This is a genomic window from Mycobacterium pinniadriaticum (genome assembly GCF_026242045.1).
GTDB classification, from domain to species: Bacteria; Actinomycetota; Actinomycetes; order Mycobacteriales; family Mycobacteriaceae; genus Mycobacterium; species Mycobacterium pinniadriaticum.
In genome coordinates this window covers 32,077-46,310 of sequence record NZ_JAPJDO010000016.1, presented here as the reverse complement: position 1 = coordinate 46,310, position 14,234 = coordinate 32,077, and the positions used below count along the sequence as shown (strand labels likewise).

14 protein-coding genes are annotated in these 14,234 nt (G+C 68.6%); 5 read left to right on the top strand and 9 right to left on the bottom strand.

Annotated features, from left to right (window positions below; translation table 11 throughout):
- Positions 1-42: 42 nt before the first annotated feature.
- The 3 genes from truB to ORI27_RS18215 are packed head-to-tail and all read right to left on the bottom strand — an operon-like array spanning position 43 to position 2,524.
- On the bottom strand, positions 43-927 hold the full coding sequence (truB, locus tag ORI27_RS18225) for a tRNA pseudouridine(55) synthase TruB (RefSeq protein WP_265998431.1): 885 nt from the start codon (positions 925-927) through the stop codon (positions 43-45).
- Positions 924-1,592 carry a 4'-phosphopantetheinyl transferase PptT gene (gene pptT / locus ORI27_RS18220; RefSeq protein WP_265998432.1) on the bottom strand — a complete coding sequence of 223 codons (669 nt, stop codon included), beginning with the start codon at positions 1,590-1,592 and terminating at the stop codon, positions 924-926. Before pptT ends, truB begins: the two co-directional genes overlap by 4 nt.
- Positions 1,589-2,524: a metallophosphoesterase family protein gene (locus ORI27_RS18215; protein ID WP_265998433.1), complete on the bottom strand. Its 936-nt coding sequence runs from the start codon at positions 2,522-2,524 to the stop codon at positions 1,589-1,591. Before ORI27_RS18215 ends, pptT begins: the two co-directional genes overlap by 4 nt.
- 62 nt (positions 2,525-2,586) lie before the next feature.
- On the opposite strand from ORI27_RS18215, the gene ORI27_RS18210 reads away from it, so the two are divergent.
- Entirely contained in the window at positions 2,587-4,326 is a 1,740-nt protein-coding gene (locus ORI27_RS18210) for a CocE/NonD family hydrolase (protein WP_265998434.1), read from the top strand.
- Here ORI27_RS18210 and ORI27_RS18205 read toward each other — a convergent pair.
- Both ORI27_RS18205 and ORI27_RS18200 read right to left on the bottom strand, forming a co-directional pair.
- Positions 4,285-4,830: a DUF1802 family protein gene (locus ORI27_RS18205; protein WP_265998435.1), complete on the bottom strand. Its 546-nt coding sequence runs from the start codon at positions 4,828-4,830 to the stop codon at positions 4,285-4,287. The two genes, ORI27_RS18210 and ORI27_RS18205, sit on opposite strands and share 42 nt — an antisense overlap.
- On the bottom strand, positions 4,827-5,090 hold the full coding sequence (locus ORI27_RS18200) for a DUF2277 domain-containing protein (protein WP_265998436.1): 264 nt from the start codon (positions 5,088-5,090) through the stop codon (positions 4,827-4,829). The genes ORI27_RS18205 and ORI27_RS18200 overlap by 4 nt, the downstream gene beginning before the upstream one ends.
- Positions 5,091-5,233: 143 nt before the next feature.
- Here ORI27_RS18200 and ORI27_RS18195 point away from each other — a divergent pair, with 143 nt between their 5' ends.
- The 3 genes from ORI27_RS18195 (at position 5,234) to ORI27_RS18185 (ending at position 7,992) form a co-directional block, all read left to right on the top strand.
- Positions 5,234-5,809, top strand: coding sequence for a TetR/AcrR family transcriptional regulator (locus tag ORI27_RS18195; protein WP_265998437.1), 576 nt, complete (start codon positions 5,234-5,236; stop codon positions 5,807-5,809).
- Between the two features lie 97 nt (positions 5,810-5,906).
- On the top strand, positions 5,907-7,211 hold the full coding sequence (locus ORI27_RS18190) for a hypothetical protein (protein WP_265998438.1): 1,305 nt from the start codon (positions 5,907-5,909) through the stop codon (positions 7,209-7,211).
- A 22-nt stretch (positions 7,212-7,233) separates the two neighbouring features.
- Positions 7,234-7,992 carry an enoyl-CoA hydratase gene (locus ORI27_RS18185; protein WP_265998439.1) on the top strand — a complete coding sequence of 253 codons (759 nt, stop codon included), beginning with the start codon at positions 7,234-7,236 and terminating at the stop codon, positions 7,990-7,992.
- Positions 7,993-8,059: 67 nt separating this feature from the next.
- On the opposite strand, the gene ORI27_RS18180 is transcribed toward ORI27_RS18185, so the two are convergent.
- Positions 8,060-10,672: a chitinase gene (locus ORI27_RS18180; protein WP_265998440.1), complete on the bottom strand. Its 2,613-nt coding sequence runs from the start codon at positions 10,670-10,672 to the stop codon at positions 8,060-8,062.
- Positions 10,673-10,806: 134 nt separating this feature from the next.
- Between ORI27_RS18180 and ORI27_RS18175 the strand changes: the two genes are divergently transcribed.
- A complete protein-coding gene (locus ORI27_RS18175; RefSeq protein ID WP_265998441.1) occupies positions 10,807-11,367 on the top strand; it encodes a class I SAM-dependent methyltransferase in 561 nt (186 codons plus the stop codon).
- On the opposite strand, the gene ORI27_RS18170 is transcribed toward ORI27_RS18175, so the two are convergent.
- Genes ORI27_RS18170 through rbfA form a run of 3 tightly spaced genes read right to left on the bottom strand, consistent with a single transcriptional unit; the run spans position 11,364 to position 14,227 of the window.
- The gene (locus ORI27_RS18170; RefSeq protein ID WP_265998474.1) at positions 11,364-12,680 is read right to left on the bottom strand and encodes an MATE family efflux transporter; all 1,317 of its coding nucleotides are present in this window, start codon (positions 12,678-12,680) and stop codon (positions 11,364-11,366) included. The genes ORI27_RS18175 and ORI27_RS18170 overlap by 4 nt on opposite strands.
- Positions 12,681-12,726: 46 nt before the next feature.
- On the bottom strand, positions 12,727-13,725 hold the full coding sequence (locus ORI27_RS18165) for a DHH family phosphoesterase (RefSeq protein WP_265998442.1): 999 nt from the start codon (positions 13,723-13,725) through the stop codon (positions 12,727-12,729).
- Positions 13,700-14,227 carry a 30S ribosome-binding factor RbfA gene (rbfA, locus tag ORI27_RS18160; protein ID WP_265998443.1) on the bottom strand — a complete coding sequence of 176 codons (528 nt, stop codon included), beginning with the start codon at positions 14,225-14,227 and terminating at the stop codon, positions 13,700-13,702. The genes ORI27_RS18165 and rbfA overlap by 26 nt, the downstream gene beginning before the upstream one ends.
- Between the last annotated feature and the right edge of the window lie 7 nt (positions 14,228-14,234).

Sequence of the window (14,234 nt, the reverse complement as noted above, 5' to 3'; positions counted from 1 at the left end):
TCCTCGGCGTGTCGAGGACGTTTGCGTCTGCTCGCGGGAGGACTAGAGCGTCGCCGGGCGGATGACCACCACGGATTTCGTCCGGCCGCTCTTGTCCTCCAGCAACGCGATGACATGTCCGTCGGGATCTGTTGCGGCATACACACCGTCGATCCCCGCCGCGGCCAGCGGCCGGCCATGGCTGGCGTCGTCGGCTTGGGCCTCGGTGATGTCGCGACGGGGAAAGGCCAACAGGCACGCCTCGTCGAGGGAGTAGCTCAGCCGCGGATGCTCGGCGAGTTCATCCAGCGAACGGGCGTGATCGAGCCCGTAGCCGCCGACCCGGGTGCGGCGCAATGCGGTCAGGTGTCCCCCGACGCCGAGCCCGTCACCGAGGTCGCGGGCCAACGCCCGGATGTAGGTTCCCGACGAACAATCGACCTCGACATCGACATCGACGAAGGGGCCGTCGCGCCGGATAGCGTGCAGGTCGAACCGGTCGATCCGCACCCTGCGTTCGGCCAGCTGGACGTCCTGACCTTCCCGCACCAACTGGTAGGCCCGCTTGCCGCCGATCTTGACGGCGCTGACCGCCGACGGCCGCTGCGCGATCTCGCCGCGCAGGTTCGCGATCCCGGCTTGGATCTGCTCATCGGTGATGTGTGCGGCGGAAATTTCCCGCAGCACTTCGCCTTCGGCGTCATCGGTGGTCGTGGATCGGCCCAGCCGAATGGTCGCCGTGTACGACTTGTTCGTGGCCGTCAGCAGTCCGAGAATCTTGGTGGCGCGCTCGATACCGATGACCAGCACGCCGGTGGCCATCGGGTCCAGCGTGCCGGCGTGGCCGACCTTGCGGGTGCCGAAGATCCGCCGGCAGCGACCGACCACGTCATGGCTCGTCATACCGGCGGGTTTGTCCACCACGACAATTCCAGGTGCCGGGCTCACAACACGATCGCCGTCAACGCCAGCCCACCACCGACCGACCACCGGCCGGCCAGCTCGGTCAACGGCGGGCCGAAACGGGCGGCCGGGTCGATCAGGATCCGCGAGACGAAGGTTCCGGTCAGCCCGGATGCGTCGACATCGAAGGTGATGTGCGCGTCCTCGAAACCCAGCCACCGCTGGGTCAGCGGGAACCATGCCTTGTAGGTGGCCTCTTTGGCGCAGAACAGAATTCGGTCCCAGTGCAGCCCACCCGGAAGCGCACCGATCTCGTAGCGCTCGGCGGGCAGGCTGATCGCGCCCAGGACCCCGTCGGGCAACACGCCGTGCGGCTCGGCGTCGATGCCTACCGAACGGACACTCGCCGTGCGCCCGACCACCGCGCCGCGGTAGCCCTGGGTATGGGTGAGGCTGCCCACCACCCCGTCAGGCCAGCAGGGTTCGCCCTTGTCTCCCTTGAGGATCGGCACCGGCGGCACGCCCAATTGCTGCAGCGCCAGCCGTGCGCAGTGCCGGACGGTGATGAACTCGTTGCGCCGCTTGTCCACCGATTTCGCGATCAGCGGCTCTTCCTCGGGCAGCGGGGTCAGGCCGGGGGGATCCTCGTAGGCCTCGGCATAGACCAAGTCGCTGACATCGGGCAGGACCGCCCGCATGAGTTCACTCATCCGCGTCGGCTGCGCAGCCGCTCACGCAGTTTCTCCGACTGCTCCTTCATCTCCTGCGTGATGACGAAATGACCGCCGAAGTCGTTGAGATAGCCCGGCGCGTACTGCGGATCCGGCAGTATCTGACGCAACCAACGATAGGGCTTGCGGCGGCGCCACTCTCGCGGATAGCCGACGGACACCTCCTCGAAGCGCACACCGTCATACCAGGTGGTCCGCGGGATATGCAGATGCCCGTAGACCGAGCAGACCGCGTTGTAGCGGGTGTGCCAGTCGGCGGTCGCAGACGTCCCGCACCACAGCGAGAACTCCGGGAAGAACAGCACATCGCAGGGTTCGCGGCGCAGCGGGAAGTGGTTCACCAGCACCGTCGGCGTCATCCAGTCGAGTTCTTCGAGGCGAGCCCTGGTGTGCGACAGCCGATCTCGGCACCATGCGTCGCGGGTGGCGTACGGTTCGCTGGACAGCAGGAACTCGTCGGTGGCGACGACGTTGCGATCCTTGGCGATCGCCAGACCCTCGGCCTTGGTGGTAGCTCCCGCGGGCAGGAAGGTGTAGTCGTAGAGCAGGAACATCGGCACGATCGTCGCCGGGCCGCCCTGCTCGGTCCACACCGGAAACGGATGCTCCGGGGTGATGATGCCCATCTCGTCGCACATGTTGACCAGATAGTCGTAGCGGGCACGGCCGAACACCTGGACCGGATCCTTGCCGGTGGTCCACAGCTCGTGGTTGCCCGGCACCCAGATCACCTTCGCGAAGCGCCGGCGCAGCAGGTCCAGCGACCACCGGATGTCATCGGTGCGCTCCGCGACATCACCGGCGACGATCAGCCAGTCGTCCGGGGTCGAGGGGTACAGCGATTCGGTGACCGGCTTGTTGCCGGTGTGACCCGTGTGCAGGTCACTGATCGCCCATAGCGTGGGTGCCACGACACGCCAGCCTACTGGCGGGGAGCCGGCTGGCCAGTGGTCGGGGCTGACGGCTCGACTGCATGCAGAAACCTGATGCGGGCCCGGCAGCTCCGGCCGCACTACCTACTCTGGACGGTGTGCGCTTCGCCCGGCCCCACCAGTTCGTCGACCGCGCCCTCTCCCGTGCGCTGCGGATAACACCACCGACCAGCGATTACGCCGTGCGCCGTGGTGTCGGGATCCCGATGCGCGACGGCGCAATCCTGCGCGCCACCCACTACGCACCCGCCGTTGACACCCCACTGGGAACCGTCCTGGTTCGCGGACCGTACGGCCGGTCCTTCCCGTTCTCCCTGATGTACGCGCGGCTCTACGCCGCACGCGGCTATCACGTCCTGCTGCAGAGTGTGCGCGGCACATTCGGGTCGGGCGGCGACTTCGTGCCGATGGTCAACGAGGCCGCCGACGCCGCCGACACCGTGGTGTGGCTGCGCCAACAACCCTGGTTCACCGGCAGCTTCGCCACCATCGGACTGTCCTACCTGGGCTTCACTCAGTGGGCTCTGCTCTCCGACCCGCCGCCGGAGCTCGCCGCCGCGGTGGTCACCGTAGGCCCGCACGACTTCCATGCCTCCTCGTGGGGCACCGGGTCGTTCTCGTTGAACGACTTCCTGGGCTGGTCGGACATGGTCGCCCACCAGGAGGACGCGATGCCGCGGCGGCTGGCGTTCCAGACCCGCGCCGCGCGCCGCCTGGAACGGGCCACCCTCGCACTTCCGGTGGGCAGCGCGGGCCGCGATCTGCTCGGCGCCGGTTCACCCTGGTACGAGTCGTGGATCGAACATCCGGGTGCCGACGACCCGTTCTGGGAAACGATGCGGATGACAGCCGCGCTCGACCGTTGCGAGGTCCCGGTGCTGTTGCTCAGCGGCTGGCAGGATCTGTTCCTCGAGCAGACCCTCCTGCAGTACCGCCACCTGCGCGACCGCGGTGTGGACGTCGCGATGACGGTCGGGCCGTGGGCGCACATCGACATGATCACCAAGGCGGGCGGCACCGCTGCCGCCGAGACACTGAGCTGGCTCGGCAGCCACCTCGCCGGCCTTCCCCCGGCAACCCATCGCAGTCCGGTACGGGTGTTCGTCGCCCATCACGGCTGGATCGACTTGCCGGATTGGCCACCGGCCACCGGCGAGGGCGTGCTGTATCTCCAGCCGGCCGGCCGGCTGGCCGCAGCGCCGCCACCCGGGGATGCCGCCCCGTCGACCTTCCGCTACGACCCGGCCGACCCGACCCCCACCGTGGGTGGTCGGCTGTTATCCCAGCACAGCGGCTACCGCGACGACTCCGTGCTGGCAAGACGCGCAGACGTGCTGAGCTTCACCAGCGGGCCGTTGGACGCCGACCTTTACGTGTTCGGCAACCCCGTCATCGAACTGGCCCACGAGTCCGACATCGACCATGTCGACGTGTTCGTCCGGGTCAGCGAGGTGGATGCCCGCGGACGCTCCCGCAATGTCAGTGACGGCTACCAGCGGCTGAATCCGCCGGCGCAGGGGCCGATCCGCATCGAGCTCGATGCCATCGCGCACCGCTTCCCCGCCGGTACGCACATCCGGGTGCTCGTCGCCGGCGGATCCCATCCCCGGTACGCCAGAAACCTCGGCACCGGCGAGCCGGTGCTCACCGGGCAGCGGATGGTGCCGTCGGTGCACACCGTGCATCACGGGGCCGGCGGCATGTCGAGGCTGATCCTGCCCGCCTCGGCCGGCCTGCCCTCACCCGACGGCGGCGCGGACCCGGCCGGCGATCGCGTCTAGCGCCGCGGCTTCGTGCACCGGATCACCCAGTGCCGGCGAAACCGGTAACTCCACCCAGCTGGTGCAGCCGCCGTACTGCGGATCCCGCGCCAGTCGGATCGGCTCGATCAGCGGGAATGCCTGGACCACCAACACCGTCAGCCGGTGGCGGGGCCGGAAATCCAGTCGGTCGGCCCGCACCGATCCGGCAGTCCAGATATGCAGATCGGCAATGTCGGCCAGACCTTCGGTCGTTGACACGGCAACGGCGGCAACGACTTTCGCGGCCGCCCGGATCATGACGCGGTCATCGCAGCTGTCGGGGGCCGATCCGGCGAGCAGATCACGATGCTCGGGGCGTACCCGGTCGGCGTGGCTGTGCGCGACCGTCGGGAACAACAGGAACTCCTCGGCCGCCACGGCGAACCGTTTCTCGTGGATACCCCCCTTGCGCAGCAGCACGGTCTGCCGGCCGTCGAGCAGGGCGTGCACCGCCGCGCTCCACTCCTTGAGCGCGGGCGTCATCGGGCAAGCCGTGCGATGACCTCGGGCCGGCGCAGCGGCGGAATGGTTTTGGGCGGCTGACGCCGGGCAGGCAGTTCGGCCAGCAGCCGTGTCGTGGTGGCAGCGACCTCGGCGACAGCGGTCTCGAACGCGTCGGCGACGGCGTCGGACGGCCGGGTGATCCCGCTGACCTTGCGCACATACTGGCGAGCGGCCGCGGCGATCTCCTCAGCCGTGGCCGCCGGCTCCAGACCGCGCAACTCGGTGATGTTTCGGCACATAGCCCTAGCATGCCCGCCGTGGGGCCTGAGTTCACGATCCGATGTCGTTGATCAGATTGATACGCGGTACCCATCTGGCTCACACGTTCGGAACCTAGCCTGGCCGCCACACCGTCCGACGCGAGTCACGAGAAAGGTCCACCATGGCAGCGGGATCGGCATCGACCGGCGCGCCGGATGTACTCCCGCCGCGCAGGCAGAACAAACGGACGGTCGGCCGGCCCCGCGGTTCGAACACTGATGCGCGCCGCGAGATGATCCTCGCCGCGGCGGTACGCGTCTTCGCCCACCGGGGATACGACGCCGCCACCCTGCAGGACGTCGCAGATCTCGTCGGGGTCACCCGCCCCGCGGTGCACCATCACTTTCCCGGCAAAGCGCCGCTGTACCGCGCGGCTCTCGACCGGGCGTGTGAGATCGTCACGACGGCCATGGCGGCACAGCCGTTGGAAGCGATGATCGCCCCGCCGCAGGGCCAATTGCGCGTGGCATGCGCCCTGTTGGGCACGTCGCTGGCCCAATCGCATCGAATCGCCGATGTCGCGCCCCGGATTACCACCGTGTCCGCCGACGTGCGCCTGCTGTGTACGAGGGCCGCCTGTCCAGATGGCGACGAGCACCGGGTTGACCTCCTCGTCAACCTGATCGTCGGGAGTTGGGTGATGGCCGCCTGCGACCTCACCTGGCCGGATATCGTCACCGATTTCGACCTTTGCTGAGCACGTTCCAGCCATTTGCTCGGCACAGTTCCACCGCAATGGTGTGACGTGAGCGTAGATTGAGCTACGACGAGGAGGCTGGAGGTCCAAGTTGCGAATGCGACGAACGGCCCGCGCCTGCTCCGCCCTGGCCCTGCTGGTAGGGGCCACCGTGCTGCCGGCCTGTAGCGGCCCGGCCAACCTCACACAGGTGGCCAACGACCTTCAGACCGAACTGATGTCGATGCCGGGGGTGGCAGACGCGTGGGTTTACCACGACGAGAGCTACGCCGAGGGCGTGATCTTCAACGTTGCGGTCGACGTTGCCACCGCAACGCGTGCGGAGATCGTCGCCGTCGCCGACCAGATCGCCGCCACCCGAATCAACCTGGTCGCGAACTACACCCAGAACGTCGAATTCTGGGTGGCTCCGGACAAACCCGTGACGATCAGACGCCATTCGCACATCGACGCCGCGCAAATCGCCGATGACGCCGAACGGCTCCGGGTGATCGCCGCGAACGCCGACGGCAGGATCGACTGGTTCCGCGGCGACAACGGTGCGATCAATCAACTCTCGGTCTCCCGGGGCCGCACCCCGGGAGCCGACCTCCTCGACACCGTGCGACGCACGGCCGGGGAGACCGGACTCACCCTGTCCGTGTCACCGTCCTCTCCTTCACCGGTAACCCCACGGATGAGCGTGTCCTTCCCGCTCAGCACCGAGGGCCAGACCTCGATCGAGCATTTCCTGGACAGCGTCCCGGTCGGCGTCTTCGGGCTGCGGATCGAACACGACGGTGTGCGGGCCCTGCAGGCCATGGTGCCCGGCGACCCCGCGGTGGCCGAACGGGACCTCACCACGGCCATCGATGCGAGCAAGGCCGTCGCGACCAGCCCGATGTGGCTGGCCTGGTATGTCCCCAGCGCCGTCGGTGGGGTACCCATGTTCGACGGTGTCGTCGAGGTCGGTGATTGTTCGGCTCCGGCCGGGCAGATCCGGCAGACATCGCTGCGGGCGACTCACCACGACACCGCCACGCTGGCGACGCGCCTGCAATCCGAGATCGATACCTGCGCCGCGCCCGACCTGATCAGCGCCGGGCCGACTCCATCGTCACCAGAGGTGGTCTCGCCTTCCCCCACAAGCGCTTCGGGCTCACGTGGCGTGCCGGACAGCGTAAGGGCACACGGGGCCACCAGCGTTGTCGTGCACCCCAGCCCGGTACCGACGGGAAACACGACAAAGGGCATCGCCGCGACGAGACCGCTGCGGCCGCCGTCCCCGGTCCCATCCGCTGGACCGAACCCCCGCCCCGCCGCCGGCCAGGATCCGGCCGGGCACCCACCCGCCGGTGACAAGCCCCAAGCCGCGAAGAAGCCACCGCACTCGACGAGCCGGACGGCACGCTCGGCTCGTTAGCGGTCCCGATACGGTGTCCCCTATGACCGGCGACGACATTCTGCTCATCGACACCACTGACCGGATCCGCACGGTCACCCTGAATCGCCCCGGCGCGCGTAACGCGCTGTCGACGGCGCTTCGCGGCCGATTCTTCGCCGCCCTGCGCGACGCCGAAGCCGACGAGAACGTCGACGTCATCATCGTCACCGGCGCCGATCCGGTGTTCTGCGCGGGAATGGACCTCAAGGAACTCGGGGATACCACCGAACTCCCCGACATCTCGCCGAAGTGGCCGCCGATGACCAAGCCGGTGATCGGGGCGATCAACGGCGCAGCGGTGACCGGTGGGCTGGAACTGGCGCTCTACTGCGACATCCTCATCGCCTCGGAGCGGGCCCGCTTCGCCGATACCCACGCCCGGGTCGGCTTGCTGCCGACCTGGGGCCTCAGTGTGCGGCTGCCGCAGAAGGTGGGCGTCGGAATGGCCCGACGGATGAGCCTGACCGGCGACTACCTGTCCGCCGAGGATGCGCTGCGGGCCGGGCTGGTCACCCAGGTCGTCGCGCATGACGAACTGCTACCGACCGCCCGAGCGGTGGCCACCTCCATCGTCGGCAACAACCAGAAAGCGGTGCGTGCACTGCTGGCCTCCTATCACCGCATCGACTGCGACCAGACCGGTTCGGGGCTGTGGATCGAGGCGATGTCGGCCCGTGCCTGGATGGCCCAGACCACCGGCGACGACATCGCCGCCAGCCGCTCCTCGGTCATCGAGCGCGGCCGCACGCAAGTGAAATAGCCTCGGGGCGAGCGAAGCGACGGGAAATGGCCTCGGGGCGAGCGAAGCGACGGGAAATGGCTTGGCCTCAAGCAGCTTTCGCGGCGTCGAGCAGACTCTGCCACTTCGCCACCGTTGCGGCGTCGTTGGCGATGATGTTGCCGATCTGCAGTTGACTCAGCGACACTCCCTGCAGGGTGTAGCTGCTGTTGTTGCCGACGATGCTGATCAGGACCGAGCCGGATTCCTCGGCGACGTCGAATTCGGTCGGCTGCATCCAGACGAAGTCCAGTGTGTCTTTGGCGGGATCGAAGTCCAGCACCGCGTCGGCACCCCACGCCCAGGTGATGGTCGTGGTGGTGCCGCCGGTCACCGGGGTACCGCCGCCACCGCCGCCACCCGTGCTGCCGGCGTCATAGTCGACGACGTTGATCGTGCCGTAGTCGTTGAACACCCCGCTGAACGCGCCCGCCGGATCGCTCAACCCGGAGGCACTGGTGGTCGCCTGCCCCAGGGTGCCCGGCGTATCACGAAGGACCTGCCACATCGACAGCATGCCGATGCCGTTGGTGTTGGCGAAGTCCTCCAGAGCCTGCGCGTCGGCGATGGTGAACACCTCGGTGATGACGTCGTTGACACCCAGCATCGGGGTGACCCCGATCTGGCTCCAGCCGAAGCTGAGCCCGTGCTCGGCGTAGAGCGAGGTGAGTTGGGCGTGCGTGGACTCGGCCGATTCGATCGCGTAGGCACCCATCGTCTTCGCGTTCGGTCCGCTGGTGGGCGCGGCGGACTCGCCGTAGTCCATCGCCATCACGTTGACACCGGCGAGATCCACCCCGGCGTCCAGTGCCGCATCCACGACGTTGAGGCCGTCCGCGGTCAGGCCCGTCGGCAACACCGGCAGCGTGTACCAGATCTCCAACTCGGGCTTGGCCTGCTGCAGCAGCGCGAGGGCCTGGCTGTTGAGCGTCACGGAAGCCGCATCGGCCACCGCGGCGCCCTCGATGTCGAAGTCGAGGTGTGTCACGCCGTAGGTGTCGACGACGGCGGCGTAGGCGTCGGCCAGTTCTTGGGCGCTGCGGCCCTTGGCGGCGTAGTCCTGCGCAATGCTGGTACCCGACGCGCCGCCGAACGAGATCATGACGTCGCCGCCGGCGGCCTTGAACGTGGCGATCGAGGTGTTGATCGCGATGGCCTGCTCGTTGGTCGAGCTCGGTTCCAGCGCAGCCAATCCGGCCCAGGCCAGGTTGCCGTCGGCGTCGGCCTGCATGAAGCCCAGCGTCATCAGCGAGGTGCCGTAGCTTTGCGACAGCGCCAGCAGATTCGGCACCGGATAGGCGCCCATGTCGACGTACGGCGCGAAGAAGCTGTCGCCCCACTCGGCGGTACCGCCAGGGGTACTGGCGGTGTCGTCGTTGGTGATCGTGCCGACCGCCGAGGCATCGGCGATGGTGGCACCGGACGGGTTCGACAGCGTGACGGTGAACGTCTCGTTCGGCTCGACCGTGGTATCGCCGAGCACGCTGACGGTGATCACCTGCGAGACCACCCCCGGGGTGAACGTGACGGTGCCCGAACCCGCCGTGTAGTCCTGGCCGGCGGTCGCCGACCCGTTCGATGTCGTGTAGCTGAGCGTCACCGTCGCCGTCGACGCTTCGGACAGCGTGACCGTGAACCCGATGGCGGTGGTTGCACTGTCACCTTCTGACACCGTGGCGTCGGCGATCGACACACTCGGGAGTTTCGGCACGGTCGCGTCGTCGTCATCGGTGATCGTGCCCGTCGCGGTGGCCCGGGCGATGGTGGCGCCGGAGGGATTCGAGAGGGTGACCGTGAACGTCTCGTCCGGCTCGACCACGGTGTCACCGAGCACGGCAACGCCGATGACCTGCGTAACCACTCCGGGGGCGAATGTGACGGTGCCCGAACCCGCCGTGTAGTCCTGGCCGGCGGTCGCCGATCCATCCGCGGTCGAATAGTTCACCGTCACCGTCTTGGTGCTCGACTTGGACAGGGTCAGCGTCAAGGCGGCGTCGGTTGTCCCCGCGTCTCCCTCGACCAGGCTGGTGTCGGTGATCGAAACGCTGGGGACGGCCGCGGTCGGATAGAGGAACGCCTCGATCTCGCGGCGGATCAGGGCCAGCAAGCCGGTCAGCAGTTGCACCGGTGACGGTGGCAGGCCCTTGATCCCGAACAGCGACAGGAAGCCCGAGACCACGTCGGCCGGGGTGAGGGCGGCGGTCGCGGTCTGCCGGGCCTGCGCCGCCACCGCCTTGGGCACTGATACCGCGGCCTCGGCCGAAGCGGATGACGATGTGGCCGAAACTTGCTCTGCGGCAGCTAGGTTCACCGCACCGCTGTCTGCGTTGCGGGGCTCGGTCGTGCTCGAATCCGCCGACGCGGCGGCCTTGAGGGCGTGGGCGATCGGTCCACGCGTGGTCGGGCGGCCCGCGAGCACAGGCCGCGGAGTCAACGCCACCCGGGCGGACCGCTTGGGTGCGGTGGCCTTGGGAGCGGGGTGCGCCTGCGCCGCACGGCGCGACGTGCCCACCGCTGACTTCGACGGTTTCGACGGCTGCGACGCCGAGTTGGCGTCGGAGTTGTCAGCTACCGCGGTCCCCGGGCTGGAGGCGACCGCCATGCCCACCGCGAAGGCAAACGCAGCGGAGCCAGCCCGGAACCCAAATGCAGTCGAACTCATGGCACCCCCGTACACAGATGATCTGTCAGCAACGTTCAGTATTAACGCACAATCGGGGTCCGGGGCGCCAACTCAGCAAAAATTCGTGCGAACGTAGCCACCACAAGCGGGAAGGCGTTCTCTACGCTTGGCCGATGAACGAGGCACACGAGGTCTGCGGCAGCGACGAGTGGCGGCAGCTGATGCGCGAGCAGATCCTGCCCTGGGTGCTCGACGGCACCGACCTCGGCGACGACGTCTTGGAAGTGGGGCCCGGCTATGGTGCGGTCACCGATGTTCTGAGCACCTCGCTGCCCCAGGTGACCTGTGTGGAAATCGATGAGGATTTGGCGGCCATGCTCACCGAACGATTCTCCGGGGTGCCGTCGGTACGGATCCTGCGCGGCGACGCCACCAGGCTGGACTTCCCCGACGGGCGGTTCTCCGGCGCCGCCTGCTTCACGATGCTGCACCATGTGCCCACGGTCGAACTGCAGGACCGGCTACTCAGCGAGGTCGCGCGGGTGCTGCGGCCCGGCGCCGCGCTGGTGGCCAGCGACAGCATCGGCAGCGACGACCTGGCCGACGCGCACGAGGGCGACACCTACAACCCCGTCGACCCGGCGGGGATCGCCGAGCGGCTGGCCGCGGCGGGTTTCGCGCGCGCCGATGTGCGCACCAACGACTTCGGCTGGGCGGCGATCGCCCACCGTTAGCCCGTCCCGGGAACCAGCCAGCGCCCCGAGAAAGCCCGCCACCCGACGAACACCAGTCGCAGCACCATGAACGTGCTCAGGCCGGCCCAGATGCCGAGCAGGCCCCAGCCGAATGCCAGTGACATCCAGATCAACGGCAGAAAGCCGATCAGTGCACTGGCCAACGTCGCCGTCCGCATGAAGGCGGCGTCTCCGGCGCCCAGCAGCACCCCGTCGAGCGCGAAGACGATTCCGGCGATCGGTAACTGCGCCACCATGAACCACCACGGCACCCCGATCGCGGCGAGCACTGATCGGTCGTCGGTGAACAACGACGGCAGCACCGAGGCTCCGACGGCGAACACGGTTGCCAGCGCCGCCGCGGCGATCGTCGAGAACACCGTCACCCGCACCGCCACTGATTTCGCGTTCCTGGTCTGGCCCGCACCGAGTGCGGCGCCGACCAGCGACTGGGCGGCGATCGCCAGGGAATCCAGCACCAGCGCGAGAAAGTTCCACAGCTGCAGCACCACCTGGTGGGCGGCGACGGCGGCCGCACCGAACCGGGCGGCCACCGCGGCCGCCGAGACGAAGCAGGCCTGGAACGCCATGGTCCGCACCACCAGATCGCGGCCCATTACCACCTGCGCCCGCAGGACCGAGGTGTCCAGGCGCAGCGGCACCTTCTCGACCAGCAGGGCACGGCAGAAGAGCACGGCGGCCAGCCACTGCCCTACCAGGTTGGCGATCGCCGAGCCGGCCAACTCCAACCGCGGCAGGCCCAGCCAGCCGTAGACCAGCAGTGGGCACAGCACCGCCGAGGTGCCGAACCCGACCAGCACGAAGCGAAGCGGCCGCATAGTGTCCTGCACCCCCCGCATCCAGCCGTTGCCGGCGGCCGAGATCAGGATGGCCGGCACCCCGAAGATCGCGATGCGCACCCAGGGCGTCGCGGCGTCGGCGATGCCGCCGCCGGCCTTCGTGCCCGCGATCGCCGACACCAGCGGGACCGCGGTCAGCTGCACCGCGGTCACGATCGCCGCGCCCATTCCCAGCGCCAGCCAGGTGGCCTGTACCCCCTCACCGACCGCTGCGACCCGGTTTCCCGCGCCGTAGAAGCGGGCGGAGCGGGCCGTCGTGCCGTAGGAGAGGAATGTGAGCTGCGCGCTGACGACCGACAGAATCAGCCCACCGATGGCCAGCCCCGCCAGCGGTAATGCGCCCAGGCGGCCGACGATCGCGATGTCGAACAACAAATAGATCGGCTCGGCCGCGAGCACGCCCAGCGCGGGGAACGCCAACCCCGCGATGCGCCGTCCGGTAACGGCGGCTATCCCCGGGTCGCTGCGCTCCAGCCCGCCGCCAGCGTCGTCGGCCGAGTCAGTCAAGGGCTGCGGTCAGCTGCGCCACCACGTCGTCGATCGGTCCGGCCGCGGAGTACCCGGCGGCCAGCGTGTGTCCGCCGCCGCCGAAACCGCTGGCGACCTTGGCCAGGTCGTAGCTCTTGGCCCGCATCGAGACCGACCAGTGCTGCGGCTCGATCTCCTTGAAGACCGCCGCGACTTCAGCCTCGCGAGTGGTGCGCACGATATCGACGATGCTCTCGACTTCTTCGGACCGGTTGTGCATCCAGTCCTCGTGGGTGACGACCGCATAGACCAGCCCTCGCCCACCGAGCGCCTCCTGCACCACTCGGGCGGTGGACAGCACCCGGGACAGCAGCGGCAACCACGCGAACGGGCGGGTGTCGAACAGTTCCCGGCTGATCGCGGCGTTGTCCACGCCGAGTTCCACCAGCCGCGCCGCCAGCCGCAGCGCCCGCGGCGACGCCCACTTGAACGAACCGGTGTCGATGGTCAGCCCCGCGTACAGGCACATGCCGACGTCCCGGTCGATCGGCTTCTCCCACGCGTCGAGCAGTTCTGCGACCACAAGCGTGGTCGAATCCGCTCCTGCGTCAACGAGGTTGGCGCTGCCGAACAATGTGTTCGACTTGTGGTGATCGATCACCAGGACCTCGCGGCCGGGCGTGGCCAGCACGGCCAGGCCGCCGAGCCGGTTGATGCTCGGGGCGTCGACGGTCACCACCAGATCGGCATCGCGGCGCATGTCCTGCGGCGCGACCAACAGATGGCCGCCCGGCAGCATCTGCAACGACTCCGGCAGGTTCGACGGGGTCGCGAAACTCACCTGCACATCGACGCCGTCGCGCTCCAGGATCAGCGCCAAGGCCAGGCCGGCACCCACGCTGTCGGCGTCGGGGTGGACGTGACAGATCACGCTGACCGAGCCGGCGCCGCTCACGAGCTCGACAGCGCCGCGCACATCAACCCGCCTACCGAGGCGGGCGATCTCAGTCGTCGAATCGATCGCGGTCACCGGCGTCCTGGTCGTCGTGCTCCACTGCGCCGATTCCCGGGTCGCTGCGCTCCTGCCCGACGGCACCCTCTTCTCCTACCACACGGTAGGGCTGCGCGTCTCCCGCAGGAGTGGCACCGGCCCGAATCCGCGCCACATCGGCGTCGGCGGCGCGGGCCCTGGCCAGCAGCTCCTCCATCCGGTGGGCGGCATCCGGAACGGTGTCGCGCACGAAGGTCAGTGTCGGGGTGAACCGGACGCCGGTGCCGGCGCCGACCTTGGTGCGCAGCACACCGGTGGCCTTCTCCAGCGCCACGGCCGCGCCGGCATAGTCCGGCTCGTCCTCGATCGCCCGGCCCATCACCGTGTAATACAGCGTGGCGTCGTGCAGATCTCCGGACACTTTCGCGTCGGTGATCGTCACCCCCGCCAGCCGGGGATCCTTGATCTCGTACTCGATCGCCGAAGCGACGATGGTGGAGATTCGCTTGGCCAGCCGCTTCGCCCGTGCCGGGTCAGCCACCGTGCCC

Coding starts and splice junctions, on each gene's coding strand:
- ORI27_RS18210 (WP_265998434.1), top strand. CDS start 2,587: ATGCAGAAACCTGATGCGGGCCCGGCAGCTCCGGCCGCACTACCTACT.
- ORI27_RS18200 (WP_265998436.1), bottom strand. CDS start 5,090: ATGTGCCGAAACATCACCGAGTTGCGCGGTCTGGAGCCGGCGGCCACG.
- ORI27_RS18195 (WP_265998437.1), top strand. CDS start 5,234: ATGGCAGCGGGATCGGCATCGACCGGCGCGCCGGATGTACTCCCGCCG.
- ORI27_RS18175 (WP_265998441.1), top strand. CDS start 10,807: ATGAACGAGGCACACGAGGTCTGCGGCAGCGACGAGTGGCGGCAGCTG.
- ORI27_RS18180 (WP_265998440.1), bottom strand. CDS start 10,672: ATGAGTTCGACTGCATTTGGGTTCCGGGCTGGCTCCGCTGCGTTTGCC.
- pptT (WP_265998432.1), bottom strand. CDS start 1,592: ATGAGTGAACTCATGCGGGCGGTCCTGCCCGATGTCAGCGACTTGGTC.
- ORI27_RS18190 (WP_265998438.1), top strand. CDS start 5,907: ATGCGACGAACGGCCCGCGCCTGCTCCGCCCTGGCCCTGCTGGTAGGG.
- ORI27_RS18205 (WP_265998435.1), bottom strand. CDS start 4,830: ATGACGCCCGCGCTCAAGGAGTGGAGCGCGGCGGTGCACGCCCTGCTC.
- ORI27_RS18185 (WP_265998439.1), top strand. CDS start 7,234: ATGACCGGCGACGACATTCTGCTCATCGACACCACTGACCGGATCCGC.